The sequence below is a fragment of the Bradyrhizobium sp. CCGUVB4N genome (genome assembly GCF_024199945.1).
In the GTDB taxonomy this organism is placed as follows: domain Bacteria; phylum Pseudomonadota; class Alphaproteobacteria; order Rhizobiales; family Xanthobacteraceae; genus Bradyrhizobium.
On sequence record NZ_JANADP010000001.1, the window covers coordinates 3625471 to 3649392 of the forward strand.

The 23922-nt window shown below is 67.3% G+C and carries 23 protein-coding genes and 2 riboswitches; of the genes, 17 read left to right on the forward strand and 6 right to left on the reverse strand.

Going from position 1 to position 23922, the window contains the following annotated elements; all coding sequences use genetic code 11:
- Positions 1 to 786, reverse strand: coding sequence for an adenosylcobinamide-GDP ribazoletransferase (gene cobS, locus NLM31_RS16315; protein ID WP_254130330.1), 786 nt, complete (start codon positions 784 to 786; stop codon positions 1 to 3).
- Complete coding sequence (cobU, locus tag NLM31_RS16320) at positions 783 to 1286, reverse strand: bifunctional adenosylcobinamide kinase/adenosylcobinamide-phosphate guanylyltransferase (protein WP_254192876.1); 504 nt, start codon at positions 1284 to 1286, stop codon at positions 783 to 785. Before cobU ends, cobS begins: the two co-directional genes overlap by 4 nt.
- Positions 1287 to 1407: 121 nt before the next feature.
- Here cobU and cbiB point away from each other — a divergent pair, with 121 nt between their 5' ends.
- Together cbiB and cobD are read left to right on the forward strand one after the other, a co-directional pair.
- Positions 1408 to 2361 (forward strand): adenosylcobinamide-phosphate synthase CbiB, encoded by a 954-nt coding sequence (cbiB, locus tag NLM31_RS16325; protein WP_254130332.1) that lies wholly within the window; start codon positions 1408 to 1410, stop codon positions 2359 to 2361.
- Between the two features lie 11 nt (positions 2362 to 2372).
- Positions 2373 to 3338: a threonine-phosphate decarboxylase CobD gene (cobD, locus tag NLM31_RS16330; protein ID WP_254130333.1), complete on the forward strand. Its 966-nt coding sequence runs from the start codon at positions 2373 to 2375 to the stop codon at positions 3336 to 3338.
- Here the strand turns inward: cobD and NLM31_RS16335 are convergent.
- Together NLM31_RS16335 and cobO are read right to left on the reverse strand one after the other, a co-directional pair.
- A complete protein-coding gene (locus tag NLM31_RS16335; RefSeq protein ID WP_254192877.1) occupies positions 3327 to 4775 on the reverse strand; it encodes a cobyric acid synthase in 1449 nt (482 codons plus the stop codon). The genes cobD and NLM31_RS16335 overlap by 12 nt on opposite strands.
- Before the next feature lie 23 nt (positions 4776 to 4798).
- Positions 4799 to 5434, reverse strand: coding sequence for a cob(I)yrinic acid a,c-diamide adenosyltransferase (gene cobO, locus NLM31_RS16340; RefSeq protein ID WP_254192878.1), 636 nt, complete (start codon positions 5432 to 5434; stop codon positions 4799 to 4801).
- Between the two features lie 40 nt (positions 5435 to 5474).
- Positions 5475 to 5695: riboswitch (cobalamin riboswitch) on the forward strand.
- A 95-nt stretch (positions 5696 to 5790) separates the two neighbouring features.
- On the opposite strand from cobO, the gene NLM31_RS16345 reads away from it, so the two are divergent.
- The 7 genes from NLM31_RS16345 to cobJ are packed head-to-tail and all read left to right on the forward strand — an operon-like array spanning position 5791 to position 13695.
- The gene (locus tag NLM31_RS16345; protein ID WP_254130336.1) at positions 5791 to 6165 is read left to right on the forward strand and encodes a DUF1636 domain-containing protein; all 375 of its coding nucleotides are present in this window, start codon (positions 5791 to 5793) and stop codon (positions 6163 to 6165) included.
- Positions 6162 to 7196: a cobalamin biosynthesis protein CobW gene (gene cobW, locus NLM31_RS16350; protein ID WP_254130337.1), complete on the forward strand. Its 1035-nt coding sequence runs from the start codon at positions 6162 to 6164 to the stop codon at positions 7194 to 7196. The genes NLM31_RS16345 and cobW overlap by 4 nt, the downstream gene beginning before the upstream one ends.
- Positions 7196 to 10444, forward strand: coding sequence for a cobaltochelatase subunit CobN (gene cobN, locus NLM31_RS16355; RefSeq protein ID WP_254192879.1), 3249 nt, complete (start codon positions 7196 to 7198; stop codon positions 10442 to 10444). Before cobW ends, cobN begins: the two co-directional genes overlap by 1 nt.
- Positions 10441 to 11601, forward strand: coding sequence for a precorrin-3B synthase (gene cobG, locus NLM31_RS16360; RefSeq protein ID WP_254192880.1), 1161 nt, complete (start codon positions 10441 to 10443; stop codon positions 11599 to 11601). The genes cobN and cobG overlap by 4 nt, the downstream gene beginning before the upstream one ends.
- The gene (locus NLM31_RS16365; RefSeq protein ID WP_254192881.1) at positions 11601 to 12230 is read left to right on the forward strand and encodes a precorrin-8X methylmutase; all 630 of its coding nucleotides are present in this window, start codon (positions 11601 to 11603) and stop codon (positions 12228 to 12230) included. The genes cobG and NLM31_RS16365 overlap by 1 nt, the downstream gene beginning before the upstream one ends.
- A 2-nt stretch (positions 12231 to 12232) precedes the next feature.
- Positions 12233 to 12964, forward strand: coding sequence for a precorrin-2 C(20)-methyltransferase (locus NLM31_RS16370; RefSeq protein ID WP_254192882.1), 732 nt, complete (start codon positions 12233 to 12235; stop codon positions 12962 to 12964).
- Positions 12961 to 13695, forward strand: coding sequence for a precorrin-3B C(17)-methyltransferase (gene cobJ / locus NLM31_RS16375; RefSeq protein WP_254192883.1), 735 nt, complete (start codon positions 12961 to 12963; stop codon positions 13693 to 13695). The genes NLM31_RS16370 and cobJ overlap by 4 nt, the downstream gene beginning before the upstream one ends.
- Here cobJ and NLM31_RS16380 read toward each other — a convergent pair.
- Positions 13671 to 14417, reverse strand: a complete 747-nt coding sequence (locus NLM31_RS16380) for a cobalt-precorrin-6A reductase (protein WP_254192884.1) — start codon at positions 14415 to 14417, stop codon at positions 13671 to 13673. The two genes, cobJ and NLM31_RS16380, sit on opposite strands and share 25 nt — an antisense overlap.
- Here NLM31_RS16380 and cbiT point away from each other — a divergent pair.
- From cbiT to cobT, 7 genes are read left to right on the forward strand one after another with little or no spacing between them, the layout of a single operon-like run.
- The gene (gene cbiT, locus NLM31_RS16385; RefSeq protein ID WP_254192885.1) at positions 14416 to 15597 is read left to right on the forward strand and encodes a precorrin-6Y C5,15-methyltransferase (decarboxylating) subunit CbiT; all 1182 of its coding nucleotides are present in this window, start codon (positions 14416 to 14418) and stop codon (positions 15595 to 15597) included. The two genes, NLM31_RS16380 and cbiT, sit on opposite strands and share 2 nt — an antisense overlap.
- Positions 15594 to 15962 carry a cobalamin biosynthesis protein gene (locus NLM31_RS16390; RefSeq protein WP_254192886.1) on the forward strand — a complete coding sequence of 123 codons (369 nt, stop codon included), beginning with the start codon at positions 15594 to 15596 and terminating at the stop codon, positions 15960 to 15962. Before cbiT ends, NLM31_RS16390 begins: the two co-directional genes overlap by 4 nt.
- Positions 15959 to 16741, forward strand: a complete 783-nt coding sequence (gene cobM / locus NLM31_RS16395) for a precorrin-4 C(11)-methyltransferase (RefSeq protein ID WP_254192887.1) — start codon at positions 15959 to 15961, stop codon at positions 16739 to 16741. Before NLM31_RS16390 ends, cobM begins: the two co-directional genes overlap by 4 nt.
- Entirely contained in the window at positions 16741 to 18051 is a 1311-nt protein-coding gene (locus NLM31_RS16400; protein ID WP_254192888.1) for a cobyrinate a,c-diamide synthase, read from the forward strand. The genes cobM and NLM31_RS16400 overlap by 1 nt, the downstream gene beginning before the upstream one ends.
- Positions 18048 to 18779, forward strand: coding sequence for a uroporphyrinogen-III C-methyltransferase (cobA, locus tag NLM31_RS16405; RefSeq protein WP_254192889.1), 732 nt, complete (start codon positions 18048 to 18050; stop codon positions 18777 to 18779). The genes NLM31_RS16400 and cobA overlap by 4 nt, the downstream gene beginning before the upstream one ends.
- The gene (gene cobF, locus NLM31_RS16410) at positions 18776 to 19525 is read left to right on the forward strand and encodes a precorrin-6A synthase (deacetylating) (RefSeq protein ID WP_254130349.1); all 750 of its coding nucleotides are present in this window, start codon (positions 18776 to 18778) and stop codon (positions 19523 to 19525) included. Before cobA ends, cobF begins: the two co-directional genes overlap by 4 nt.
- Before the next feature lie 10 nt (positions 19526 to 19535).
- Positions 19536 to 20588, forward strand: coding sequence for a nicotinate-nucleotide--dimethylbenzimidazole phosphoribosyltransferase (gene cobT / locus NLM31_RS16415; RefSeq protein WP_254192890.1), 1053 nt, complete (start codon positions 19536 to 19538; stop codon positions 20586 to 20588).
- Here the strand turns inward: cobT and NLM31_RS16420 are convergent.
- Entirely contained in the window at positions 20585 to 21157 is a 573-nt protein-coding gene (locus NLM31_RS16420) for a histidine phosphatase family protein (RefSeq protein WP_254192891.1), read from the reverse strand. The genes cobT and NLM31_RS16420 overlap by 4 nt on opposite strands.
- A 72-nt stretch (positions 21158 to 21229) precedes the next feature.
- Positions 21230 to 21432, forward strand: a riboswitch (cobalamin riboswitch).
- 116 nt (positions 21433 to 21548) lie between these two features.
- On the opposite strand from NLM31_RS16420, the gene NLM31_RS16425 reads away from it, so the two are divergent.
- A complete protein-coding gene (locus NLM31_RS16425) occupies positions 21549 to 23915 on the forward strand; it encodes a TonB-dependent receptor domain-containing protein (RefSeq protein ID WP_254192892.1) in 2367 nt (788 codons plus the stop codon).
- Positions 23916 to 23922 lie beyond the last annotated feature (7 nt).

The window sequence follows — 23922 nt, forward strand, 5'->3', positions numbered from 1 at the left end:
TCATCCTCCCGCGTGAAGGAAGGCTGCAGCGACCAGCAGGATCAGGATCTCGCCGACCTGCTCGAACGCGCCGAGGATGTCGCCGGTCTGCCCGCCGATCTGGCGGATCGCGAGCCGCGCCAGGATCAGCCCGGCAAGCGACAGCAGGACCAGGCCGACCAGCGCCTTGGCGGATCCGAGCGCAAGGGCGAGGGCGAGCGTTCCAACTGCGAAGGCGATGGCCACGCTGCGGCCCGGTGGCGATCCGGCGCGCGCGGAGAGCCCGTCGGGACGTGCCGGGGCGACCAGCGACATGAAGGCCGGCAAGCCCGCGCGAGCCGCCGCATGCGCTGAGACGAGCGCCAGTATCACCGCCCATGGATTGCCGATCGCGGCCAACGCACTCCAGCGCAGGCCGAACGACAGGATCAGCGCGCAGACGCCATAACTGCCGATCCGGCTGTCGCGCATGATCTCGAGCTTGCGTTCGCGCGTCCGTCCGCCGCCGAGGCCGTCGGCGGTATCTGCAAGGCCATCCTCGTGCAGCGCGCCGGTGACGAGAGTCGTTGCGGCGAGGGCGAGCAGGGCGGCCATGCCTGACGCCAGTCCCAATTTGCTCGCGAGCGCGTAGACCACAGCGCCTGCAAGGCCCACCAGCAATCCCGCGACCGGCAGCGCCCAGGTCGCGCGCGCGATGGCGCTATCGCCGGCCGGCTCTGACGAGGCCACCGGCAGGATCGTGACAAAGGATGCCGCGATCCTGAGGTCGGCAACGATGTCTTTTGGAATGTCGGCGCGCGGCGTCATTTCAGTTTCATCGGCAGGCCGGCGACGACGAACTCGACTTCGTCGGCCGCCGCCGCAAGGGTCTGGTTCATGAGTCCGGCGGCGTCGCGAAAGCTGCGCGCCAATGCGTTGTCGGGCACGATGCCGAGTCCAACTTCATTGGTGACGAAGACGACCGGGCTCGTGAGGCGGGGCAGCGCGGCGGCGAGCTCGCTCACCTCGCGCTCCCAGTCGCGCTCCGCATGCATCAGGTTGGAGAGCCACAGCGTCAGACAGTCGACAAGCCGCGCGCCGCCGCCGTCGGTAGCAGTCAGCGCGTCCACAAGATCGAGCGGCACCTCGCGCTCGATCCAGTCGGTTCCGCGGCGCGCGCGGTGCCTGGCGATGCGCGCGTCCATTTCCGCGTCGAGCGCCTCGGCCGTCGCGACATAGACGGGCCGCCCCGGAAAGGCGCGCGTGCGCGTTTCCGCACGCTTGCTCTTGCCCGATCGCGCTCCGCCCGTGATCAAGATGACGGCCATGAAAGTCTCCTGCGAGCCTGACTAATCACCAATCGCGGCCAAAGACAAAGCCGAAATCAGGCGGGTAGGGGCTTGCGCTGGCCCCTCGCTTTGCGCAACAGGGGCGGGACAGGAGGCAGGCGTGGGCTTTGCGGGCGCGATGGTGGTGGCGATGGCGGTGGATGCCCTCACGGGTTGGCCAGCGCCGTTGTTCGCGCGGATCGGCCATCCCGTCACCTGGCTGGGCCGGCTGATCGCCGCCATCGACGCAGGCTGGAATCGCGAGTCTGACCCGCCGGCGCTCCGCCGCGCCGCCGGCGTTGCCGGCGCGCTTCTGGTGATTGCGCTCGCGGTTGCTCTTGGCTGGCTGCTCCAGTCCTTGCTTCGGTTCCTGCTTCCTTGGGGCTGGATCGGAATCGTGCTGGTCGGCATTCTGGCCTGGCCGCTAGTCGCCTTGCGCTCGCTGCATGATCACGTGGCGGCGGTCGCAAATCCTCTGCTGGGCGGTAACATCGCCGCTGCGCGCGAAGCGGTCTCGCGCATCGTCGGCCGTGATCCCGCCGCGCTCGATGAGGCTGGGATTGCGCGCGCGGCGATCGAGAGCCTCGCCGAAAATGCCTCCGACGGCATCGTCGCGCCGGTGTTCTGGGGCGCGCTGTTCGGCCTGCCGGGCATCCTCGGCTACAAGGCGATCAACACACTGGACTCCATGATCGGCCATCGCAGCGAACGCCACGAGGCCTTTGGCTGGGCGGCAGCGCGCATCGACGATGTCGCGAATTTCATTCCGGCTCGCCTGACCGGATTTTTGTTCGTGTTGCTCGCACAGCAGCGCTCCGACGCGCTGTCATGCATGACGCGCGATGCGCGCCGTCATCGCTCGCCCAATGCCGGCTGGCCGGAAGCCGCGATGGCAGGCGGGCTCGGCGTGCGGCTGAGTGGCCCCCGCATCTATCACGGCAGCGCGACTGAGGAGCCCTGGCTCAATGAAGGCGCGCGCGATCCGCTTGCGGCCGACATCGTCGAGGGCTTGACCGTCTACCGTCGCGCCATGCTGCTGCTCGCTGGCGTCCTTGCGATCCTGGCCTTCGCGTGAAAGAACAGGGCATGCGCGAGCACGGTGGAAATCTCGATCTGGCCCAGCAGCGTTTTGGCGGACGCGCGGAGGACTGGATCGATCTGTCGACCGGGATCAACCGGCTGCCTTATCCCGTGGGGGAGATCGACGCGCATTCCTGGCAGGCTTTGCCATCGCGATCCGAGATCGAGGCCCTGCACCAGGCGGCCCGGCACGCCTATCGGACGAGCGAACCGATCGTTGCGATGGGCGGCGCGCAAGCCACCATTCAATTGTTGCCGCAGCTTGCACCGCGCGGCCGGGCGCGCATTCTCGCACCGACCTACAACGAATATGCTCCCGTTCTCTCGGCCGCGGGATGGGAGGTCGAGGAGGTGAGGGCGCTCGACGCGCTGGCGGGGGCGAACCTTGCCATCGTCGTCAATCCCAACAACCCGGACGGCCGCCGTTATGCCCCGGACGATTTGCTCGCGCTGTTGCCGCTTGTCGGTCACCTCGTCATCGACGAGAGTTTTGCTGACGCGGTTCCCGAGCTCTCGCTGGCCTCAGAAGCGGGACGGCCGGGGCTGCTGATCCTGCGCTCGTTCGGAAAGTTCTATGGTCTTGCCGGCCTGCGGCTTGGGTTCGTGATCGGCGACTCGGCCGACATCGGCAAGCTAGCGGCGGCGTCAGGTCCATGGCCGGTGTCGGGTGCGGCGATCGCGATCGGCCGCCGTGCTTTGCGTGACGATGTCTGGGCCAAGGCGACGTCGGCGCGGCTTGCGCGTGACTGTGTTCGTCTCGACGCCATGGTGCAGCCTCATGGCTGGCGGCTGCTCGGCGGCGCGCCGCTGTTTCGTCTCTACGAAACGCCGGACGCGCTTGCCGCGCAGGAAAAGCTGGCGTACGGCCAGATCTGGTCCCGCGTCTTTGCGCAAAACCCCTCATGGTTGCGCCTGGGTCTTCCGGGCGCCGAGGCCGAATGGTCGCGCCTTGCCGAGGTCCTAGCGCGCTAGCGCGAGCAGGCCTTCGACGTCGAGATGTTGCTCGATGTGATCGGCCAGCGCATCGAGCGCGCTCTCGACCCTGGCGTGATACGGCTCGTTGCCCGCGGGAATGTCGAGCTGCGCGAGGTACGCCCTGCGAAACTCATCCGATGTGAACAGGCCGTGCAGATAGCTGCCTTGCGCGCGCCCATCGCGCGAGATCGCGCCTTCCGGCTCGCCGTTCAGTTTGGCGAATGGCCGTGCGCGATCGGTCCCGTCGGTGCGACCGATGTGGATTTCGTAGGCCTGGATCGGCTGATCCGTCGCCGCATGCACGGCCGCCACACGCGTCAGCGTCTTCTGCGGGCTCATCACCGTCTGGACATCCAGAAGGCCAAGGCCCGGCGTGTCGCCCGCGGGCCCTTCAATGCCGTCAGGGTCGGCGACGCTGCGTCCGAGCATCTGGTAGCCGCCGCAGAGGCCGAGCACGTGGCCGCCCCTGCGGTGATGCGCGAGCAGATCGATGTCCCATCCCTGTGCGCGCAGGAAGGCAAGATCGCCGCGGGTGGACTTTGAGCCGGGGATGATGACGAGCCTGACGTCGCCGGGAATCGCTTCGCCCGGACGCACCATCAGGAGATCGACGCCCGGCTCGAGCTTCAGCGGATCGAGGTCGTCGAAATTAGCGATCCGCGACAGTGCGAGGCAGGCGATCTTGCATTGTCCAGGCTTGCGCGCGTCGCTCAGGCCGAGCGCATCCTCGGCCGGCAGCTCGCCGGCGCGCGAAAACCAGGGCAGCACGCCGAAGCCGCGCCATGCGGTCTTCTGCGCGATCAGCTTGTAGCCATCGTCGAACAGCGTGGGATCGCCACGGAACTTGTTGATGACAAACCCCTGGATCATCGCGGCGTCATCGGGGTCGATCACCGTCCTGATGCCGACGAGTTGCGCGATGACGCCGCCACGATCGATGTCGCCGACCAGCACGACGGGGACGTCCGCCTTGCGGGCAAAGCCCATATTGGCGATGTCGGCCTTGCGCAAATTCACTTCAGCCGGACTGCCGGCGCCTTCGACCAGTACCAGATCGGCGCGCGCCTTCAGGCGCTCGAAACTCTCCAGGACCGCGCCCATGAGTGACGGCTTCATCGCCGCATATTCGCGCGCACGCGCGGTCGCGATGCGCTTGCCGTGCACGACGACCTGTGCGCCGACATCGGTCTCGGGTTTCAGCAGCACCGGGTTCATGTCGGTGTGCGGCTCGACGCCTGCGGCGAGCGCCTGCAGCGCCTGTGCACGGCCGATTTCGCCGCCATCGACGGTGACGGCGGCATTGTTCGACATGTTCTGCGGCTTGAACGGGAGCACGCGCAGGCCGCGTCGCGTGAAGGCGCGCGCAAGGCCGGCGACGATGAGCGATTTGCCCACGTCCGAGCCGGCCCCCTGGATCATCAATGCGCGTGCCATGGTTTTTTCAGAGCTTGGCGTCGTCAGAACTCGACGCCGGCCTGCGCCTTGATGCCGGAGCGGAACGGATGTTTCACCAGCGTCATCTCGGTGACGAGATCGGCGATCTCGATCAGCTCGTCCTTGGCGTTGCGCCCGGTGAGCACGACATGCGTCATCGGCGGCTTCGAGGTCTTCAGGAAGTCGACGACCTCCGCGATGTCGAGATAGTCATAGCGCAGCGCGATGTTGATCTCGTCGAGCACGACCATGCGCAGATTGGCATCGAGGATCAGCTCCTTGGCCTTCTCCCAGCCGGCGCGCGCCGCCGCGATGTCGCGGGCGCGGTCCTGCGTCTCCCAGGTGAAGCCTTCGCCCATGGCGTGGAACTGGCAGAGCTCGCCGAAATGCCCGGTCAGCAGGCGCCGCTCGCCGGTGTCCCAGGCGCCCTTGATGAACTGCACGACGGCGCAGGGGAAGCCATGGGCGACGCAACGCACGATCATGCCGAAGGCGGAGGAGGACTTGCCCTTGCCGGCGCCGGTGTGGACGATGACGAGGCCCTTTTCGCCGCTCTTGGTCGCCATGATCTTGTCGCGGGCGACCTTGATTCTCGCCATTTTCGCGGCGTGCTTGGCGTCGGTTTCCTCGGCCGTCTGGGTGTCCGGTTCAGGCTTCATCTGACAGGGTCCTTCGGCTTGACAAGAGGCGGCCGGGGGCAAATGGTGACCCGGCGTTGGTTCCTGTCCTATGACAGGCGAAGAGGGAATGCGATAGGGTCCGAATCGGCAAGATTTGGGTCCAAACTGCAGCCGCCCCCGCGACCGTGACCGGAGAGATGCCCAAAGCCACTGATCCTACTTGCGGATCGGGAAGGCGGGGATCGAAGGGGAAACCCTGCTCCGCAAGCCGGGAGACCTGCCAGCGCGGACGATTTTTGGACCGGCGGACGGGGTGTTCCGCGACGGGGAAACGGGCCTTCGCAGAGAAGGTTCGTGAGCCTCTTCGCCTCCCGCTGTTACTTCTGGAAGAGGCGATGACCGTCACACTGCATGTCTGCATCACCTGCCGCGCCGGCCAGACGCTTGGCGAGGGCGAGGTTACGCCCGGCAAGCGCCTGCATGGTGCGATCCTCGAGGCCGGCGTGCCCGACGGCGTCAATGTGGTTCCCGTCGAATGCCTGTCTGCATGCAGCCAGGGCTGCTCGGTCGCGCTGAGCGCGCCCGGCCGCTGGTCCTATGTCTATGGCCGGCTGTCGGATGCCAACGCGCAGGACGTGGTCGCGGGCGCTGCCGCCTATGCCGCCGCGCCCGACGGCCTCGTGCCCTGGCGCAGTCGGCCGGAAATCTTTCGCAAGCAGTCGCTTGCCCGCATTCCCCCCATTGCCGTGTTGCCGGAGGCCGCCGAATGAATTCGCTCGCAAAAGTCCCTGTGACGGTCGTCACCGGTTTTCTCGGCTCCGGCAAGACCACGCTGATCCAGCATCTGCTCAGCAATCCCAACGGCAAGAAGCTCGCGGTGCTCGTCAACGAGTTCGGAAGCGAGGGCGTCGACGGCGAGATCCTGAAGTCCTGCGCCGATGCCAACTGCCCTGAGGAGAACATCGTCGAGCTCGCCAATGGCTGCATCTGCTGCACCGTCGCCGACGACTTCATTCCGACCATGGAGAAGCTGCTGGCGCGGCCCGTGAGGCCCGATCACATCCTGATCGAGACCTCGGGGCTGGCTCTGCCGAAGCCGCTGCTGAAGGCGTTCGACTGGCCGGAGATCCGCTCGCGGATCACGGTCGACGGCGTGATCGCACTGGCCGATGCCGAGGCTGTCGCCGCCGGTCGCTTCGCGCCGGATCCGGTTGCTGTCGAAGCACAGCGCGCGGCCGACGAAAATCTCGATCACGAGACGCCGCTGTCGGAAGTGTTCGAAGACCAGATCGCCTGTGCCGATATCGTGCTGCTGACCAAGGCCGATCTGGCCGGCAGCGCCGGCATCGAGGCTGCCAAGGCGTTGATTACCGCCGAGATGCCGCGCCGCGTGCCGATGCTGCCCATCACCGACGGCGCGATCGACGCGCGCGTCATCCTTGGTCTCGGCGCCGCCGCCGAGAACGATCTCGCCGCGCGCCCCTCGCATCATGACGGCGAGGAAGAGCACGAGCACGACGATTTTGCTTCGGTCGTGATTGATCTGCCTGAAGTGACCGATGTCGATGCGCTGGTCGCATCCGTCCAGAAGCTGGCCCGTGAACAGAACGTGCTGCGTGCCAAGGGCTACATCGCAGTGGCGGGCAAGCCGATGCGCCTGCTGCTGCAGGCGGTCGGCGAGCGCGTGCGTCACCAGTTCGACAAGCCCTGGGGCGCGGGCGGCAGGCAATCGAAGCTCGTCGTGATCGGCGAGCACGGCGATATCGATGAGGCCGCGATCAAGGCGGGATTGGGAGTCTGATGCACGTCGTCTTCCGCGAGAGCCGCGGTCTGGAAGAGACCGCGACGCCAAGGGACATCGGCCAGGACCCGGCCGATCTCGTGGTGCTCTCGTACTCGGATTCCGATCTCGCGGCGTTTGCGGCCGGCTGGCGGCGCGGCCGCGACAGCCTGCCGTCGCTGCGGCTGGCGAACCTCGCGGAGCTCCGTCATCCACTCTCGGTCGATACCTATGTCGAGCGCACGCTGTCGCAGGCGCGCGGCATTCTGGTGCGGCTGATCGGCGGTGAGTCCTATTGGCCCTATGGCCTCGCGGCGCTCCAGCAGCTGGCAAGAGATCGCAACATCGTGCTCGCCGTGCTGCCGGCCGATGGTCGCGACGATACGCGGCTCGATGCGTACTCCACCTTGCCGGTCTCGACGCTGCGCCGGCTGAAAGTGCTCTGCGACACCGGTGGTCCCGTTGCTGCGCAAGCCGCGATCGCGCAGCTCGCGCTGGCCTCGGGCCTCTATGCCGGCCCCGTCGTCGGCGAAATGAACGTGCCCGAGATGGGCTTTTACGATCCCGCACGTCGCGTGATCGCCGCGCCGTTGACGGGCGATGGAAAGCCGCGCGCGCTGGTGACGTTCTATCGCTCCTATCTCACCGCCGCGGACACCGGCCCGGTCGATGCACTGATCGCTGTTCTGCGCGAGAAGGGCTTTGACGCGCACGGCGTGTTCGTGACCTCGCTGAAGGCTGCGGGCGTCGCGGAGTGGTTGCGGGACCATCTCGCCAAGAATCCTCCGGCTGCGATCGTCAATGCGACGGCGTTCTCGGCGATGGGCGACGACGGCACGACGCCGTTCGATGTCGCGTCATGTCCGGTGTTCCAAGTCGCGCTCTCATCGGCGCGCCGTGAGGATTGGGTGGAGTCGCTGCGCGGCCTGTCGCCCGGTGACCTCGCGATGCATGTGGTGCTGCCCGAGGTCGACGGCCGGCTGTTCGCGGGCGTGGTGAGCTTCAAGTCGGCCGCGGCGCACGATCCGGATCTGCAATTTTCGCATCTGGCCCATCAGCCGGACGAGGAGCGTGTGAATGCCATCGCCGCCCGCGTTGCGGCCTGGCGGCGACTTGCGGAGACACCGGCCGCCGAGAAGCGGCTGGCCATTGTGCTCTCGAACTATCCCGGACGTCCGCACCAGATCGCGCATGCGGTCGGTCTCGACGCGCTTGCCTCGGTCGAGGCGATGGTGGGCGATCTCGCTGAGGCCGGCTTCGATGTCGCGCCGGTCCGTGCGCTGGGCGAGACGTTGCTGAACCAGCATCTGACCTGGAGCGTCGCCGCGTACCGCGCGGCGCTCGCGCGTCTTCCTCAGGTCCTGCAGGACGATCTTGCGAAAGCCTGGGGCGCGCCGGAGAGCGATCCGAGCTGCCGCGATGGCGCATTCCACTTCGCCGCGATTGCCTGCGGCCATTCGATCATCGCGGTCCAACCCGAGCGCGGCGATGCGACGACACGCGATTCCGACTACCACGATCTCGCCCGCACGCCGCGTCATGCCTATGTCGCGTTCTATCTCTGGCTCCGCGGGCAGGGGTGTGATGCCGTCGTGCACATGGGGGCGCACGGCACGCTGGAATGGCTGCCTGAAAAATCCGTGGCGCTGTCCGCAAGCTGCTGGCCGGAAGCGCTGATCGGCGATCTGCCCGTCATCTATCCCTTCATCGTCAACGATCCCGGTGAGGCCGCGCAGGCCAAGCGGCGCATCGGCGCTGTCACCATCGGCCATCTGCCGCCGCCGCTCGCGCAATCCGCGGTGCCGGAAGGCCTGCGTCGGCTGGAACGCCTGCTCGACGAGTATTCGACCGCCGATGGTCTCGATCCCGCCCGTCGCCAGCGCCTGATCGCCGCGATCCGCGAGGAGGCGCGCGCAGCCGGCCTCGAAGACGATCTCGGGCTTGATGCCTCGGCAGCTCCGGCCGAAGCGATCCCGCGGATCGACCGCTTCGTTTGCGATCTCAAGGAAAGCCAGTTCGGCGACGGCCTGCATGTGTTCGGTCGCGGTGACTGCGGCGACGCCGAGCGGGACGCAATGCTTGCCGCGCTTGGGGGGCAGCGCGTTGCGCCGGGCCCATCTGGCTCGCCCTATCGCGGACGCGGCGATGTTCTGCCGACGGGACGCAATCTCTTTGCCGTCGATCCGCGCGCCGTGCCGACGCCGTCGGCGCATGCACAGGGGATAAAACTCGCCGAAGAGCTGTTGCGCCGCCATCTGCAGGATCACGGCGATTGGCCGAAGGGCCTCGTGGTCGATCTCTGGGGCTCCGCGACCATGCGGACCGCAGGCGAAGAATTCGCAATGGCGCTGCATCTCGCCGGTCTCGCGCCGCGCTGGGATCACGCCTCCGGCCGCGTCACCGGCTACGACATCATCACGCCGGCCGAACTCGGCCGCCCTCGCATCGACGTCACGCTGCGCGTGTCGGGCCTGTTCCGCGATGTCTTCGCAGGCCTCGCGCACTTGTTCGGGGCCGCCACTGAAGCGCTGGCCTCGCGCGAGGAGGAGGGCGAGGAAAATCCCTATCGCCACCGCGCTTCCCGCGTGTTTGCGCCGCGACCCGGGCAGTACGGCGTCGGCCTCTCGGCGATCCCCGATGCGTTCACGCCCGAGACGCGCGATGCCGCCGGCGAGGCCTGGCTGTCGGCATCGTCGTGGGCGTTCTCGGCCGATGGGGAGATCAGGCACGATCGCGCCGGCATCGAGCAGCGGCTCGCATCCGCCGATGCGTTCGTTCACGTGCAGGATCTGCCGGAAACCGATCTGCTGCTCGCCGCCGACTATGCCGCGCATGAAGCAGGCATCGCGGCAGCTGCTGCCCATCTCGGTGCTGCCGGACCTTCGCTCTATCATCTCGATACGACCCGCCCCGAGCAGCCGCACGCGCGGACGCTGACGGAAGAGATTTCGCGCGTGGTCCGTGCGCGCGCCGCCGACCCGGCCTGGATCGCCGGCATGATGCGCCACGGGTTTCGCGGCGCCGCCGAAATCACCGCGACGCTGGAGCACATGGCCGCCTTCGCCCATCTCGCCGGCGCGGTGCCGCCGCATCTGTTCGATCTCTACTATGACGCGACGCTCGGCGACGTCGATATCCGTGCCTTCATGGCGCGCGAAAATCCGGCGGCGCTGGCCGCGATGGAGACCTGCTTTACGCGCCTGCATGAGGCCTCGCTCTGGCGAACGCGCCGCAACTCGATTGCGGCTGCGCTGAAGGAGGCGTCATGAGCGCGGCTTCGGTGAAGGGCTGGTGTCCCGGCGCGCTGCGACCGATGCAATCGGGCGACGGGCTCGTGGTCCGCGTGCGCCCGTTCGGCGGCCGGATCGATGCGGCACAGGCCGCCGGGCTTGCGCATCTTGCCGAGCGCCACGGCAATGGGCTGATCGACGTGACCAGCCGCGCCAATCTCCAGATCAGGGGCGTCAGCGAGAGCAGCCATCGGCTGCTGCTTGATGGTCTGGCGCAACTGACGCTGCTGGATCCTGACGCCGACACCGAATCCCGGCGCAACATCCTGGTCACGCCGTTCTGGCGCGACGGCGACGAGACCCAGGCGCTTGCGGCCGAGCTCGAAGAAGCGTTGGCAGACTCGATGCTCGAACTGCCGACCAAATTCGGCTTCGCCATCGATGACGGCAAGTCGCGCGTGCTCGCCGGCAATTCCGCTGACGTGCGGATCGAGCGTGACGCCGTCGGCCGTCTCCTTGTGCGCCCGGACGGCGCCAGGTTCGGCCGCAGCGTTGCACGTGGCGAGGCTGTGGCGACCGCACTTGCTGTTTCACGCTGGTTCGTCGCGTCCGGCGTCAGGGATGGGCGAGGGCGGATGGCAACGCATCTTGCGGCCGGCGCGAAATTGCCCGAAGCGCTGCGTGGTGAGGCGGAGCCTGCGCCCATCATGGCAGCCGTGCGTCCCGGCCTTTATCCGCAAGGGGCCATGGTCGGCGTTGCCTTCGGGCAGATGCCGCATGCGACGCTCAATCAGCTTTCCGGCTGCGGGCACGCGCTGCGGATGACGCCGTGGCGGATGGTCCTGAGCGAGGGCAAGCGGACGATGCCGTCCGCGTCCGGCCTGATCACCGAAGCCTACGACCCGGCGCTGCGCGTCATCGCCTGCAGCGGCGCGCCGCGTTGCCGCGAGGCGCATGCCGACACCCGCGCGCTTGCCGCGGCGCTGGCGCCGAACATCGGCGCAGCCTCGCGGCTTCACGTCTCGGGCTGCGCCAAGGGCTGCGCCCATTCCGGCGCAGCCGCGATCACGCTGGTCGCGACGGGCGCAGGATTCGATCTCGTGCGCGGCGGCTCGACGCGCGATGAGCCGATCCTGCGCGGGCTCGACCGTGACGACATCGTTCGCGATCCCTCCATCCTGATGGGAGGGCACTGATGCCGCACACTTATGAGACCGACGGCGCGGCGATCTACCGGCAATCCTTCGCGACCATCAGGGCCGAGGCCGATCTGGGGCGCTTCGCGCCTGATGAGGAGCAGGTCGTGGTGCGGATGATCCATGCCGCCGGCATGGTCGGCCTGGAGACGCACATCCGCTTCACGCCTGATATGGCCACCGCCGCGCGCGCCGCGTTGCAGAAGGGCGCGCCGATCCTGTGCGATGCGCGCATGGTCTCGGAGGGAATTACGCGCGCGCGGTTGCCTGCGGCCAACGCCGTCATCTGCACGCTTGGTGACGAGACCGTTCCCGCGCTGGCGCAGTCCATGCGCAACACGCGCTCGGCCGCGGCGCTGGAGCTGTGGCGGCCGCATCTCCACGGCGCGATTGTCGCGATCGGCAATGCGCCGACGGCGCTGTTTCATCTGCTCAACATGCTGGAGGACCGCGACTGTCCGCGGCCTGCGGCGATCATCGGCTGCCCCGTCGGTTTCGTCGGTGCGGCCGAATCCAAGGCCGCGCTGATGGCCGATCCGCCGGTCCCGGCACTGACGGTCGAAGGCCGCCTCGGCGGCTCCGCGATTACGGTCGCCGCGGTGAACGCGCTCGCAAGCCGGAGCGAATAGAGATGGGACGCATCATCTGCTGCGGTCTCGGCCCGGGCGATCCCGATCTGATGAGCGTGCGCGCCGATCGCACCGTGCGCGGCGCAAAGCACGTCGCCTATTTCCGCAAGAAGGGCCGGCCCGGTCAGGCGCGGCGCATCGTCGAGGGCATGCTGGCGACCGACGTCACCGAATATCCCATGGAATATCCGGTCACGACCGAGATCGCTTTCGACAGCCCGGACTATGCCCAGCTGCTGGCCGACTTTTACGACGAATGGGCGGAGCGCCTCGCGCGACTGGCCCGCGCCGTCGATGTCGTCGTGCTCTGCGAGGGCGATCCCTATTTCTACGGCTCCTTCATGCATCTGCACACGCGCCTGCAGGGCCGCGTCGATATCGAGGTGATCGCTGGCATTCCCGGCATGGTCGGCTGCTGGAACGGGGTGGGACAACCGATCGCGCTTGGCGACGACGTGACGACGGTGCTGATGGGCACGCTTCCCGAGGCCGAGCTCGAAAGGCGCATGCGCGATTCCGACGCGCTCGTGATCATGAAGACCGGCCGCAATCTCGCAAAGGTGCGCCGCGCGCTCGCGTCCGCCGGCCGGCTCGATGATGCCTGGCTGGTCGAGCGCGGCACCATGCCGGGCGAACGCGTGGTGCGGCTCGCCGAGATCGATGCCGCCGATTGTCCGTACTTTGCGATCGTTCTCGTGCACGGCAAGGGCCGGCATCCGGACGCTGCCGAATGACGGGAACGCTGACCCTTGCGGGCCTCGGGCCGGGCAGCGATGCACTGCTGACGCCGGAGGTTTCCGCCGCGCTCGCCGCCGCGACGGATATTCTGGGTTACGCGCCCTATGTCGCGCGCGTTCCGCCGCGCGCCGGGCTCTCTCTACATCCGTCCGACAATCGCGAAGAGCTGCACCGGGCAACCGAGGCTCTGCGGCTTGCCGCCGCAGGCGGACAAGTTGTCGTCGTGTCCTCCGGCGACCCCGGCGTCTTTGCGATGGCCTCCGCCGTGTTCGAAGCGCTCGAGCAGGCGCCGCAATATCGGGAGCTGTCGATCCGTGTGCTGCCGGGGATCACCGCGATGCTGGCCGCAGCAGCGCGCGCCGGTGCGCCGCTCGGCCATGATTTCTGCGCGATCAATCTCTCCGACAATCTCAAGCCATGGGCCTTGATCGAGCAGCGCCTGCGGCTTGCCGCCGAAGCTGATTTTTCGATTGCGCTGTACAATCCGCGCTCGGCGAGCCGGCCAGAAGGATTTGGCCGCGCGCTCGCGGTGTTGAAGGAGGCCGGCTGTGGCGAGCGGCTGGTGATCTTCGCACGCGCGATCAGCGCAGCCGACGAGACCATCGTGACCGTGACGCTGAACGACGCAACGCCCGAGATGGCCGACATGCGCACGCTCGTCATCGTCGGAAATTCGCAGACGCGCCGTATCGGCCGTTGGGTCTATGCGCCGAGGCGGTCGCCATGATCGAGCCATTGCATCACTTCAACGACGCTCTCCACCCGCAGCCGCTTCGGCAGCGTTGGTCGCGAGATCATGATCACGGGCAGGCCGAGCCTACGGGCGGCATCGATCTTGGCGCGCGCGCCGTCGCCGCCGGAATTGCGGGCGACAATCCAATTGATGCCGCGCGCGCGCATCATCGCCAGTTCGCCGTCGAGTGTGAACGGCCCGCGCGACACGAGTACATCGGCAGTGAAGGGCAGCGGCGCTTCGGGCGGATCGACGAAGCGCAGCGTGTAGGCGTGCTGCGTCTTCGCCGCGAACGGCGCGATGTGCTGGCGGCCGATGGCGAGGAACACGTGTGCGGGCGCTTCGGGAAGGGTCGCGGCCGCGGCGTTGACATCCTCGGTTTCAATCCACTTGTCGCCGGGCACGCTGGTCCAGGGCGCGCGCTCGAGCGCGATCAGCGGCGTGCCGGTGTTCGCGCACGCCTCAACGGCATTGCGGCTCATCTCGGCTGCGAAGGGATGCGTCGCGTCGATCACATGCGTGATGGCTTCGCGCCTGATGTAATCGACAAGCCCGCTCACGCCGCCGAAGCCGCCGATGCGGGTCGGCAGCGGTTGATCGGCAGGCACCCGCGTACGGCCGCCGTAGGAATACACGGCGTCAATCCCCGCGCGCGCGATCTCGGCGGCGAGCAGGCTCGCATCTGCAATTCCGCCCAGAATAAGGGCGCGCGTCATGGGTAATCCCTGGCTGACCATCATCGGTATCGGCGAAGATGGCCTTGCCGGGCTGTCCGATGCAAGTCGAAAGGCGCTGGCTAACGCGGAAACCGTGTTCGGCGGCGAGCGTCATCTCGCGCTCGCAGATGTCGGCGACCGCGGCCGCGCGTGGCCGATGCCGTTCGATGCTGACATCGTGCTGAGCTGCCGCGGCCGGCCGACGGCGGTGCTGGCTTCCGGCGATCCGTTCTGGCATGGCGCCGGCGCGGGCCTCGCCGAGAAATTGGCTGCTGGTGAGTGGATTGCGTACTCCGCACCATCGACCTTCTCGCTCGCCGCCGCGCGGCTGGGCTGGCGGCTTGAATCCGTTGTCTGCCTCGGGCTTCATGCTGCGCCATTCGAGCGTCTCGCGCCGCATCTGGCTCCGGGCGCGCGGATCATTTGTCTTGTGCGCGACGGCAAGGCCGCCGGCGATCTCGCAAGATGGCTGAGCGGTCGCGGATGGGGCGCCTCGGCATTCTGGAGCCTCGTAGCGCTCGGCGGGCCGCGCGAAAGTATTGCAGAGCATCGTGCGGACCGCCTTGTGGGCGATCTCGCGGGAAACCTCGTTGCGGTCGCAATTGAGGCGAGGGGCGGGCAGGGCATTCCTCGCAGCTCCGGACTTTCGGACGATCTCTTTGTTCACGACGGCCAGATCACCAAGCGGCCGGTGCGCGCGCTCGCGCTCTCGGCCCTGGCGCCGCGTTCCGGTGAGCGTCTGTGGGACATCGGTGCTGGTTCCGGCTCGATCTCGGTGGAGTGGGCGCTGTGCGGAGGAACTGCGATCGCCGTTGAGGTCCGAGAGGATCGCGTCGCGAACCTCCGCAGCAATGCTGCGACGTTCGGATTGGCGCATCGGATCACCGTCGTCACGGGACGGGCGCCGGAAGCGCTCGCAACGCTGGATGTGCCCGACGCCGTCTTCGTCGGTGGCGGTCTCGATCGTGCGATGGTCGATGCAATTTGGGCGCGGCTTGCGCCGGGCGCCCGGCTGGTTGCACATTCGGTGACGCTGGAGACGGAAGCGCTGTTCGGCGAGCTGCATCAGCAGCATGGTGGCGAGCTGATGCGGGTCGAGATTGCGCATGCCGCTCCGCTCGGCCGCTATCGCTCCTGGGAGGCCGTGCGGCCGGTGGTGCAGTGGAGTGCGGTCCGATGAAGGTCGCCGGGCTCGGATTCAAAAAAGATGTCACGCTCGCCTCGTTACGCGAAGCGCTTGTGGCGGCGGGCGGTGCCGATGGCCTCGCGGCCGTGGCAACCGTCAGCGACAAGGCCGACGCAGAGGCACTGAAACTGCTCGCGCACGAGTGTGGCGTTCCAATCAAGGCTATCGCTGCCGACATGCTGGCCGGTATCGCGACGCCGACGCAGTCGTCGCTGGTTGCCGAAAGGTTCGGCACGGGATCGGTCGCCGAAGCGGCAGCGCTCGCCGCCGCCGGCCCACGCGCGCGGCTCATCGCACCGCGCGCGGTCTCGCAGGATCGCACCGCGACCGCGGCGATCGCGGAAGGAGACGGTCCATGACGGTGCATTTCATCGGCGCCGGGCCGGGCGCCGCCGATCTTCTCACCTTGCGGGGGCGCGATCTCATCGCGTCCTGTCCGGTCTGCCTCTATGCGGGCTCGCTGGTGCCCGAGGGCGTGCTGGCGCATTGCCCGAGCGTTGCGCGTATCGTCAACACCGCGCCTCTGTCGCTCGACGAGATCATCGCGGAGATCACAGCCGCGCATGCGGAGGGCAAGGACATTGCGCGGCTGCATTCCGGCGATCTCTCGATCTGGTCAGCGATGGGCGAACAGCTTCGCCGCCTGCGCGCGCTCGGCATTCCTTTCACGGTCACGCCGGGTGTGCCGTCGTTCTCGGCGGCCGCAGCGGCTATCGAGGCCGAGCTGACATTGCCCGGTCTTGCCCAGACGGTGGTGCTGACGCGCACACCGGGCCGCGCCAGCGCGATGCCCGAGGGCGAGAAGCTCGCAGCCTTTGCGGCGACCGGTGCAGTGCTGGCCATTCATCTGTCGATCCATCTGCTCGACAAGGTCGTCGCCGAGCTGACGCCGCATTACGGCACAGATTGCCCGGTCGCGATCGTCTGGCGCGCGAGCTGGCCGGATCAGCGCATTGTTCGCGCTACGCTGGCGACGCTCGATGCGGCCGTTGGCGTCGAGATGGAGCGCACCGCGCTCATCCTGGTGGGCAAGACGATTGGCGCGGCGGATTTCGACGAGAGTCGTCTCTATGCCGCCGACTACGACCGCCGCTATCGCCCTGTCGGCACTGAGCCGCGTTTTCCGGAGGCGTCGTGATGCCGACGGGTCTCGTCATCTCCGCGCCGGCCTCCGGCGTCGGCAAGACCACGCTGACGCTGGCGCTGGCGCGCGCCTGGCGCAATCGCGGATTACGCGTGCAGTGCTTCAAGAGCGGGCCTGACTATATCGATCCCGCCTTCCATGCCGCAGCCACGGGGCGCGCCTCCGTCAATGTCGATAGCTGGGCGATGGATCGCGCCAGTATCGCGCATCTCGTCAGCCGCGGCACTGATGCCGACATCGTGCTCACCGAGGGCTCGATGGGCCTGTTCGACGGCGTCGCCACGCGCGGTGTTTCCGGCACCGGCGCCACCGCCGACATCGCGGAGATGCTGGGCTGGCCGGTGGTGCTCGTGATCGATCCCTCCGGACAGGCGCAAACAGCCGCGGCGATTGCCGCGGGTCTGCGTGACTACCGCCCCGGCGTGCGCCTTGCCGGCGTGGTGCTTAACCGCGTTGCCAGCCCGCGCCACGAGGATCTTGTGCGGCGCGCGCTCAATGACGTCGGCATCGCTGTGTTCGGCGCGCTGCCGCGCCATGCCGAGATCAGCCTGCCGAAGCGGCATCTCGGCCTGGTTCAGGCCGAGGAACAGGCCGAGATCGGAAAACTGATCGACGAGGCCGCGCGCTTTGTCTCAGGGCATGTCGATCTCGATGCGGTGCTGCGAGCCGCAGCCGCGTGGTCCGTGCAACCAGCGGCGAACGGCCTGAATGTGACGCCGCCGGGCCAGCGCATTGCCTTGGCCCGCGATGCCGCGTTTTCCTTCGTCTATCCGCATATGCTGGAAGCCTGGCGCGCGGCAGGCGCGGAAATCTCGACCTTCTCGCCGCTCGCCGACGAAGCACCCGACGCCAACGCCGACGTGTGCTGGCTGCCCGGCGGCTATCCCGAGCTTCATGCCGGCAAGATCGCCGCCAACGCGCGCTTTCGCAGTGGCCTGCGCGCCTTCGCCGAGACACGACCCGTGCACGGCGAATGCGGGGGGTATATGGTGCTGGGGACTGCCTTGACCGATGCCGACGGTCTCCGTCATGAGATGACGGGCCTGCTCGGACTGGAGACGAGCTTTGCCAAGCGCCGCATGCATCTCGGCTATCGTCTTGCCGCGCTCGCGGCGCCCATGCCGGGCCATCAGGTTGGAGCGCGCCTGCGCGGTCATGAATTCCATTACTCGACGATCGTCGCCCAGCCCGATACGCCGCTGGCGGTCGTGCATGATGCGACAGGCGCCGTCATCGCCGAGACCGGCTCGCGGCGGGACCACGCGACTGGCACCTTCTTCCATCTGATCGCGGAGGACCGGTGAGCGGCTTCGTCTCCTTTATCTCCGCCGGCCCCGGCGACCCCGAGCTTCTCACGCTCAAGGGCGCCGCGCGGCTGCGCGAGGCCGACGTCGTGCTCTATGACGATCTCGCCTCGGGCGCGATCCTCGATCTGGCGCGCCCGGGCGCTAATCTCGTCGCGGTCGGGAAACGGGCAGGGCGGCCGTCGACAAAACAGCATCACGTCAATCGCCTGCTGGTGGACTATGCCGCCACCGGCGTGCGCGTGGTCCGGCTGAAGTCTGGCGATGCCGGCATTTTTGGCCGGCTCGAGGAGGAGCTGGAGACGCTGCGCGAGGCCGGCATCGGCTACGAGATCGTTCCCGGCGTCACCTCGGCCTGCGTCGCCGCGGCGCAAGCCGGGATTCCCCTGACCCGTCGTCACACCTCGCGCCGGGTGCAGTTCGTCACCGGGGCCGACGTCACCGGCGAGTTGCCGCAGAATTTGAACTGGGCGGCGCTGGCCGATCCTGACGCGACGACCGTGGTCTATATGGGCCGGCGCACCTTTCCGGCGCTGGTCGCGAAATTGATCGAGCAAGGGCTCTCGCCCGATACGCCGGCGCTGTTCGCCGAGTCCCTCGGCCGCGCCGACGAGCGGCTGGTGCGCACCACGATTGCCGAGCTTGCCGAGCAGCTCGCGCGTGGCGGCGCTGCTTCCACGGCGGCCGTGATCTTGTTCGGCGCGCTGGCGGAGGGCGGATCGTCATGATGACGCTCTCCCTGATCGGCATCGGTTGCGGCGATCCCGGACAGCTCACGCGCGCTGCGATTGGCGCGATCAACGCCGCCGATCTCGTCCTGATCCCGCGCAAGGGGACGGCAAAATCCGATCTCGCCGATCTCAGGCGGACCATCTGCGCGGATGTACTCGCCAACGGCACCACGCGTATCGCCGAGTTCGATCTGCCCGTGCGCGACGCCGGTGAGGCCGACTACCGCAAGGGCGTGGACGATTGGCACGACGCGGTCGCTGCGGCCTGGTCGCGGTCGATCGCTGATCATCTCGGCGGAGACGGCAAGGTCGCGCTGCTGATCTGGGGCGATCCCTCGCTGTACGATTCCTCGCTGCGCATCGCGCGGCGGCTCAATCCGTTGCCAGAAATCGAGGTCGTGCCCGGCATCACCTCGATCCAGACGCTGTGCGCGGCGCATGCGCTGCCGCTCAACGACATCGGCGAGCCGTTTCTGGTCACGACGGGACGCCGCTTGCGTGAAGGCGGCTGGCCGGTGGGCGTCGACACGATCGTCGTGATGCTCGACGGCGGCACGGCGTTCCAGTCGCTCGATCCGGCCGGACTTCACATCTGGTGGGGCGCCTATCTCGGCATGGCCGATCAGATCATCATGTCCGGCCGGCTCACCGAGGTCGGCCCGCGCATCGTCGCCGCACGACACGAAGCGCGCGAGCGGCATGGCTGGATCATGGACAATTACATTCTCAAGCGCAGGCCGTAAGCGAGGCAGCATGCTCCCTGAATGGGTCACCCGGAAATGCCCCGAGATCTCCGTTGCGCATCGCGATGCGGCGATCGCGCGACAGACACAACTGACAAAGCCGACCGGCGCGCTTGGGCGGCTCGAGCAGCTTGCGATTGAGCTTGCCGGCTTGCAGGCGACTGAACGCCCTCGCGCCGCGCGCGTGCCGATCATCATCTTTGCCGGCGATCACGGCATCGTCTCGCAGGGCGTGTCGGCCTATCCGCAGGCCGTCACCATCGCGATGATGGCGAATTTTGCTTCGGGCGGCGCCGCGATTTCGGTACTGGCGCGCGAGCTCGGTTCGAGCCTCGAAGTGGTCGACGCCGGAACGCTGGCGCAAGAAGCGATGCCCGATATCGTCACGGACAAGCCATGCCCCGGCACGCGCGATTTCAGCGTCGAAGCTGCGCTCACGCCGACGGAGCTGGCGTTCGCCTTCGAGGCGGGACAGCGCGCAGTGGTGCGGGCGAAGGCCGATCAGCCCGATCTCCTCATCTTCGGCGAGATGGGTATCGGCAACACCACGACCTCGGCGGCGATCGCCGCGAGCCTGCTCGGCGTCGCTGCCGAGGAAATTGCGGGCCACGGCACCGGCGTGGATGCGGCGGGCCGTGCGCACAAAGCGCGGGTGATCGATGCGGCGATCGCGCGTCATGGCGTTGCGGGTGCGGCGCCCGAGAGGATCCTGTGCGCCGTCGGTGGCCTCGAGATCGCGGCGATCTCGGGTGCGATCATAGCGGCTGCGCAGGCGCGCATTCCCGTGCTGATCGATGGTTTTATCGTGTCGGTCGCGGCGCTCGCGGCGGTGCGGCTCAATCCATCGTGTCAGCCGTTCCTGCTGCCGTCGCATCAATCGGCGGAGCAGGGGCATCGGCTGGTGCTGCGCGCGCTGAACGTGCTGCCGCTGATCAGCCTCGATCTCAGGCTTGGCGAGGGATCGGGCGCCGCGATCGCGCTGCCGCTGGTGCGCTCGGCCTGTGGCCTTCACAACGACATGGCGACGTTCGCACAGGCCAACGTCCCGGATCGGCCGTCCTAGGCCACGCGCTGATTGACGGAGACGACACGCCAGCCGGTCGCGAGCCGGTCGATCCGGGTCAGCGACAGCGGATCGACGACGAAGCGCAAGGCCGCGTGCGGCGTCAGATCCAGCGCGATGCACAACGCGGCGCGGATGGTGCCGGAATGCACGATCAGCGCTGCCTGACGAGCGCCGATCCGCGCAAGGCCCAACCGCACGCGCGCGACTTGTTCTTCAAAGCTCTCGCCGCCGGGCGGCCGACCGCGCGCCGGATCGCTCCAGAATTGCGCATAGGCCTCGCCGCCGCCGGCTGCGAGCGCGTCATGGCGCCGGCCGGTCCAGTCGCCGAAATCCTGCTCGCCGAATTCGGGCAGCAGGTCAGGCTCAAGCCCCAGCGCGCGCGCCGTCTCGACCGTGCGTCGCGAAGGGCTCGCATAGCTCGCCACATCCCGTGGCAAGCACCGTCGCAGCTTCTCGAACTGCTCGCGATCGCCGAGATCGGCAGGCGCGTCCGCGGCGTGGATCGTCCCCTTGACGCCCTCGACCGGCGCATGCCGGATCAGCCAGAGGAAGGTCTCGCCTTCCATACCTATCTCCAAAGAAGTTGGTCGCTGTGACAATAACGCCGCAGCTTGTACATTGACTCTGTCTTGATCGTAACCCTAGATGACTTTGACGGTTTCCCCGAGAGGGGATGAAAAGGGAATGCGGTGCGGGGACATGATCCCCAATGCCGTAGCTGCCCCCGCAACTGTAAGCGGTGAATCCTTCGTCACAAGCCACTGGGTCCTCGGTCCCGGGAAGGCGACGAAGCGGTCACGACCCGCGAGCCAGGAGACCTGCCGTCAGCCGTGGTCACACGCGAAGATGTCGGTCGGGGAGTACAGACATTCGGCTTCATCGGAGGGCTTACCAGCCGGAAGATGGGACCTTGGTTCGCGGTGACGTGCCACTGACGTCACACCGAGGTCCAAGACCGTGTCTTCCATCCGTATTGTACGACCACGCCGTTTCCTGCTGGCGTCCGCCGCACTCACATCTATTGCCGCCATCGACATGTCAGCTGCCTTGGCGCAGCAGGCTCGCGAGCCCCTGCCTGCGGTGGAGGTCTCGCCGCCGCAATCCCGTCAGCAGGCCAAGCCGGGCGGCCGGGACGCGGCAAGAGCACGCCGCACGGCCGCACGCAGGCCCGCCGCGGCAGCGGCCGCGCCAAAGCCGGTCGTGCCCAACGCCACAGTGCCGACACCGCTCAACAGCAATGCGGTCGCCGAAAGCGCCTCGCGTCTCGGCCTGACCGTGCGCGAGACCCCAGCGACCGTCGAGGTGATCTCGGCCGAGACCATCCGCGAGCAGGGCTACCGCACCGTCTCCGAGGTGGCCCAGGGTGCCGTCGGCGTCACATCCGGCGACAACCCGGCGGAGCCCTCAGCGTTCTCGATGCGCGGCTTCACCAACAGCCAGATCAACACGCTCTATAACGGCATCAAGATCGGCCCGCAGAACATGACCTCGCGGGTCATGGACACGGCCAATCTCGAAGCCGTCGAATTTCTGAAAGGTCCGGCGTCGCTGATCTCCGGTGAGGGCGCCGCCGGCGGCGCCATCAACTTCGTCACCAAGCAGCCACACACCGGGCCGATCCGGAACGAAGCCGACTTCTCGTATGACTCACTGAACTCCTTCCGGGCGCATTACGGCTCGGGTGGCAGCACCAATGTCGAGGGGCTCGACTACCGCTTCGACATCAGCCGCTCCTCGCTCAACGGTTTTGCCGACGATACCAACACCAGAACGCTCGATGTCTCCGGCCAGCTCAACTACCGGATCTCCGACAGCCTCAAGGTGTGGGGCGCGATCGAATATCGCGAGGATCGCGGCAAGGCTTATTGGGGCGCGCCGCTGGTGCCGGTCGCCTTCAGCGGCTCGCACGCCACGGCAGGAATCGTCTCCGGCACCTATGTGTCGGATTTCACTAAATCGAACCTCGGTGCAATTACGATCGACGATCGCACCTTCAACACCAACTACAACGTCCTCGATAACCGCAACGTAGCGCAAGAGGTTTGGCTTCGTGGCGGCTTTGAGCTGAAGCTTGCGCCTGACCTCGTACTGAAGAGCCAGGCCTATGCTTATGGCGCGGAGCGCTCGTGGTTCAACAACGAGGTCGAGGCGTTCACCACGAATCCCCTGCACTTGAACACGGTTGATCGCAGCCGTTTTTACGTCGCGCACAGCCAGCGATTGGTTGGCAATATTACCGACCTGACCTGGGATGCGAACATTGCAGGCTTTGACAACCGCCTCGTCACGACGGTGTCGTCAAGCTATCTCGACTTTGTCAGGCCGGGTGCTGCAAACTTCCCGGAGGATTTCGTCTCGCTGGTCGATCCCGATCGCGGCTTCTACGGCACGCTCACGACCAAGCAGCAGACCGCGCGCATCGACAACGAGGCGCTGTCGTTCGAGGATCGGTTGAAGCTCACACGGACGTTCTCGCTGATCGGTGGCCTTCGCGTCGAGCATATCGGGCTCGACCGCAACTCGACCGACGTCAACGGTCTGGAGAACGCAAGCTTCCCGTTCACGAAGGACTGGGCGCCCGTCACCGGCCGCATCGGCTACACCTGGGAGGCCGTGCCCGGCCTGACCTTCTTCAGTCAGTACGCCACCGGCGCCGACATCGCGGCCAACAACATCTTCCTGCTCTTGCCCACCCAGAACCTGGATCTCACGACTGCGCGCACCTACGAGACCGGCGTCAAGCATGTGTTGTGGGACAACAGGGCAGAGTGGTCGTTCTCGGCCTACGACATCGTGCGCAAGAACGTCTATGCGGCAGCCGGCGGCCAGACGCTCAACATCGCCGGGCGGCAGGAATCGAAAGGTGTCGAGCTTGCCGGGGCGATCCGTCCGATCGAGTCTCTGCGGCTCTGGGGCAACATCGCCTATGTCGATGCGCGCTATGCCGACTATGATTTCGCGGGCGGCTCATTCTCGGGCAACACGCCGCCGAACGTGCCGCGCATCGTCGCCAATGCCGGTGCGTCCTGGCGCTTCTTCACGCCGTGGCCGGTGGAGGTCGGCATCACCGGCCGCCATGTCGGCGACCGCTACAACACCGACGCCAACACCGTGACCATGAATGCCTACACGGTCGGTGATGTCTACGCCTTCGTCGATATCCCCAAGACGGTCTTCAACGCCGTCGACCAGGCCCGCCTGACTTTCCGGGTGCGCAACTTCACCGACAAGCGCTACGCGATCTGGGGCGACCCGTTTTATCCCGACCAGATCCTGCTGGGCGCACCGCGGACCTACGAAATCTCCGCGGTGTTCAAATGGTAGGGCGCTG